Origin of the sequence: Kineococcus vitellinus (assembly GCF_009906315.1) — a bacterium.
Classification (GTDB): Bacteria; Actinomycetota; Actinomycetes; order Actinomycetales; family Kineococcaceae; genus Kineococcus; species Kineococcus vitellinus.
Map to the genome: position 1 here is coordinate 1 of NZ_JAAALL010000346.1, position 4,174 is coordinate 4,174.

4 protein-coding genes are annotated in these 4,174 nt (G+C 77.6%); 3 read left to right on the forward strand and 1 reads right to left on the reverse strand.

What is annotated here, in order from left to right:
• Positions 1-1,320 (forward strand): leucyl aminopeptidase family protein (locus GTQ99_RS20515; protein ID WP_166617556.1); only part of this gene is annotated, 1,320 nt, incomplete at its 5' end.
• A gap of 18 nt (positions 1,321-1,338) precedes the next feature.
• Here GTQ99_RS20515 and GTQ99_RS20520 read toward each other — a convergent pair.
• Complete coding sequence (locus tag GTQ99_RS20520; RefSeq protein WP_166617557.1) at positions 1,339-1,995, reverse strand: class I SAM-dependent methyltransferase; 657 nt, start codon at positions 1,993-1,995, stop codon at positions 1,339-1,341.
• A gap of 213 nt (positions 1,996-2,208) precedes the next feature.
• On the opposite strand from GTQ99_RS20520, the gene sigE reads away from it, so the two are divergent.
• Positions 2,209-2,928 (forward strand): RNA polymerase sigma factor SigE, encoded by a 720-nt coding sequence (gene sigE / locus GTQ99_RS20525; RefSeq protein WP_166617558.1) that lies wholly within the window; start codon positions 2,209-2,211, stop codon positions 2,926-2,928.
• Positions 2,925-4,055 (forward strand): XdhC family protein, encoded by a 1,131-nt coding sequence (locus tag GTQ99_RS20530; protein ID WP_166617559.1) that lies wholly within the window; start codon positions 2,925-2,927, stop codon positions 4,053-4,055. The genes sigE and GTQ99_RS20530 overlap by 4 nt, the downstream gene beginning before the upstream one ends.
• The last annotated feature ends 119 nt before the right edge of the window (positions 4,056-4,174 follow it).

A 4,174-nucleotide genomic window follows, 5' to 3' on the forward strand; every position in this document is an offset into this window, starting at 1 on the left:
GGCGGGGGCGCCGAGCCGGGCAGCGCGACCCGGCTGCCGGTCGCCGCCCCCGCCGGCAGCCCGCGCCGGCTGCTCGTCGTGGGCGTCGGCGACTCCTCCCCGCAGGCCCTGCGCCGCGCCGGGGCGGCGCTGGCGCGCGCCGCCGGCCGCACCGCCGACGTCGTCACCACCCTCGCCGACGGCGTCGGCCCCGCCGGGGTGCGCGCGGTCGTCGAGGGCTTCCTGCTCGCCGCCCACGTCCCGCCCGTCAGCGGCCGCAAGGCCTTCGGCGACGCCCCGGCGCGCCGGCTGCTGCTGCTGGGCGACGTGCCGGTCGCCGACGTGCGCCACGCCGAGACGACCGCCGGGGCCACGCTCCTGGCCCGCGACCTCGCCGCCACCCCGTCCAACCTCAAGGACCCCGCGTGGATGACCGCGCAGGCGCGCGAGGTGGCCGCCGCCGCGCGGCTGGGCGTGGACGTCCGCGACGCCGACCGGCTGCGCCGCGAGGGCTTCGGCGGCCTGCTCGCCGTCGGCGCCGGCTCGGCCTCCCCGCCGGCGCTGGTGCAGGTGCAGCACGCCCCGCGCGGGCGCACCGGGGTCCCGCACGTCGTCCTCGTCGGCAAGGGCATCACCTACGACACCGGCGGCCTGGGCCTGAAGCCGCGCGAGTCGATGGTGGCCATGAAGACCGACATGGCCGGTGCCGGCGTGGTCCTGGCCGTCGTGGCGGCCGCGGCCCGGCTCAGGCTGCCCGTCAAGGTCACCGGCCTGCTGGCCCTCGCCGAGAACTCCCTGGGCGCGAGCTCCTACCGCCCCGGCGACGTCGTCACGCACCACGGCGGGCGCACCACCGAGGTCAACAACACCGACGCCGAGGGGCGCCTGGTGCTGGGCGACGCGCTGGCCTACGCCGACGCGGTGCTGCGGCCCGACGTGCTCGTCGACGTCGCCACCCTCACCGGGGCCGCGACCCTGGGGCTGGGCAAGCGCCACGCGCCGCTGTACGCCACCGACGACGCCCTCGCCGCCGAGCTGCTGGCGGCCTCCGCGGCCACCGGCGAGCGGCTGTGGCGGATGCCGCTGGTCGACGACTACGCCGCCCTCCTCGACTCCGAGGTCGCCGACGCCCGCCAGGTCGCGGGCGCACCGGGCGCGGGGGCCGGCTCGATCCTGGCCGCGCTGTTCCTGCGCCCGTTCACGGGGGGCCGCCGCTGGGCGCACCTGGACATCGCCGGCACGGGCCGCGCCGACGGCCCCGAGCACGAGGTCGGCCGCGGGGCGACGGGCTTCGGCGCGCGGGTGCTGCTGGAGTGGCTGGAGGCGACGACCCGCGCCTGAGGCGCGGGGTGCGGACGGTCAGCCGTGCTTGACGGCCAGCAGCAGGCCGTCGCCGGTGGGCAGCAGCGTCGGGTACCAGTTGCCGTCCTCCAGGACGGTGCGCCCCACCTCGCGCAGCGCGACGGTGGAGGCCTCGCGGGCCGCGGGGTCGGCGACCTTGCCCTTCCACAGCGCGTCGTCGACGACGAGCAGCCCGCCGGGGCGCAGCAGCCGCAGCGCCTGCTCCAGGTAGGCGGAGTACTCGCGCTCGTCGCCGTCGAGCAGCACGAGGTCGTAGGCGGCGTCCGTCAGGCGCGGCAGCACCTCCAGCGCACGGCCGTTGATGAGCCGGGCGCGGTTGGTGCGGATGCCGTCGTCGGCGACTGCCTCGCGCGCGGCGCGCTGCGCCTCGGCGTCGGAGTCGATCGTCGTCACGACGCCGTCCTCGCCCATGCCGCGCAGCAGGCACAGGGTCGAGACGCCGGTGCCGGTGCCGACCTCGACCACCGTGCGGGCCCGCGTGGCGGCCGCGAGCACGGTCAGCGTCGCCGCCACCCCGGTGCTGACGGGCTCGACCCCCAGGTCGGCGGCGCGCTCGCGCGCCCGCTGCAGCACGTCGTCCTCGGCGACGAACTGCTCGGTGAAGGCCCAGCTGGCGGGCTGCTTGGCGGTCGTTCGGCTCGTGGGCGACGGCACCTGCGCAATCTAGTCCACCCCCGTCCGCTCACGATCAGTGAACGTTGCCGACCGGCCCGTGAGCGCCGGTGGTCCCGGCCGGCCGGCCGCCGCGCGTCGTCCCCCCGCGGGGGGGCGCGGGAACCGCGCGCGTCAGCCCTGCGTTGGAGAGCACGACGCCGACCGGCGGAAAGACCCACCGGGAACTGGCCCGAGCGAGGGGAGTGGGAGACCATGGGAGCAGTGGCGGTGCCGTTCGCGGCCCCCTTCCCCGCCCGTTCCAGGAGGAGCACCGTGAGCGACGACCCCGGCGCTGCCGGTCGTCCTGCCGAGACCGCAGGCCGGCGCGCCGACGCCTCCGCCGAGAGCGCCTCGCTGTCGCCCGCCGCCGCCGTCTCGACGTGGGTGCCGCCGACGTGGGAGGAGGTCGTGCGCGACCACTCCGCGCGCGTGTACCGCCTGGCCTACCGCCTGACCGGCAACCGGCACGACGCCGAGGACCTCACCCAGGAGGTCTTCGTCCGCGTCTTCCGCTCGCTGTCCAGCTACCAGCCGGGCACCTTCGAGGGCTGGCTGCACCGCATCACCACGAACCTCTTCCTCGACCAGGTCCGCCGCAAGCAGCGCATCCGCTTCGACGCCCTCGCCGAGGACGCCGGCGACAAGCTGCCGAGCACCGACCACGGCCCCGAGCGCGCCTTCGAGCACCGCAACCTCGACGACGACGTGCAGAGCGCGCTGGACGCCCTGCCGCCGGACTTCCGCGCGGTCGTCGTCCTGTGCGACATCGAGGGCCTGTCCTACGAGGAGATCGCGGCCACGCTCGGCGTGAAGCTGGGCACCGTCCGCTCCCGCATCCACCGCGGCCGCGCCCAGCTGCGCGCCGCGCTCGCGCACCGGGCGCCCCGCCCCGCCGCCCCCGTCCGGCTCGCCTACGGCGAGGAGAAGCCGTGAGCGGTCCGCACCTCGGCACGCGGGTCAGCCCGCTGGTCGACGGGCGGCTCGCGGCGGACGCCGAGGCCCGTGCTCGCGAGCACCTGAGCGCCTGCCCGGACTGCGCGGGCGCCGTGGACTCCGAGCGCCTCGTCAAGGCGCGGCTGCAGACCCTCGCCGAGCCGCAGCTGTCCCAGGACCTGCTCGTGCGCCTGCTCGACATCGGCGGTCCCAGCGGACCGCTGCCGCCGCGCGACGCGCCGATGGCCGTGCCCGCGCGGCCCGTGGTGGGCACCGCCCCGCCCTCGCGCACCGACCCGGTCCGCGCCCCGCTGCGCGGTGCCGTGCGCCGGCCCGCCGGCCGGCGGGCGCGCCGCCGCCCCGTGGCCGCCGCCACCGTCGTGGCCGGCCCCGACGCGCTGCGCGGGCGCACGCTGCTCGTGCACCCCGGCGGGCGCAGCGGCACCCTCGGCTCGGCGCGCCTGGACGACGCCGTCACCGACGACGCGCGCGGGCTGCTGGAGACCGGCACCACCGCCTGCCTGCACCTGGGCGCCGACGGGCAGCGCCGCCACGACGAGCTGGAGGTGTTCGTGGAGTCCTTCGCCCCGCCGCCCCGCATGATCGTCTTCGGCGCCATCGACTTCGCCGCCGCGCTCGCCCGCGTCGGCGCCTTCCTCGGCTTCCACGTCACCGTCTGCGACGCCCGCCCGGTGTTCGCCACCGCGCGCCGCTTCCCCGACGCCGACGAGGTCGTCGTCGAGTGGCCGCACCGCTACCTGGCGCGCACCGAGGTCGACGAGCGCACCGTGCTGTGCGTGCTCACCCACGACCCCAGGTTCGACGTCCCCCTGCTGGAGGTCGCGCTGCGCGGACCGGCCGCCTACGTCGGGGCGATGGGCTCGCGGCGCACCCACGAGGACCGCCTCGCCCGGCTGCGCGAGAGCGGCCTGGACGAGGCGCAGCTGGCCCGGCTGTCCTCGCCGATCGGCCTGGACCTGGGTGCGCGCACCCCCGAGGAGACGGCCGTCTCCATCGCCGCCGAGATCACCGCCGCCCGCTGGGGCGGCAGCGGGGAGCCGTTGCGGCGCACCGCAGGACGCATCCACCACGAGGGCGCCGGCGGCGGGGGTGCCCGCAGGCGCTGACCGGTGCCGACCTGCGCCGACCGGTGCCGACCGGTCCGGGCGCCGTGGCAGGATGAGCGCCTGCGGGGCGGTAGCTCAGCCGGTCAGAGCAGGGAACTCATAATTCCTCGGTCGTGGGT

Coding starts and splice junctions, on each gene's coding strand:
- sigE (WP_166617558.1), top strand. CDS start 2,209: ATGGGAGCAGTGGCGGTGCCGTTCGCGGCCCCCTTCCCCGCCCGTTCC.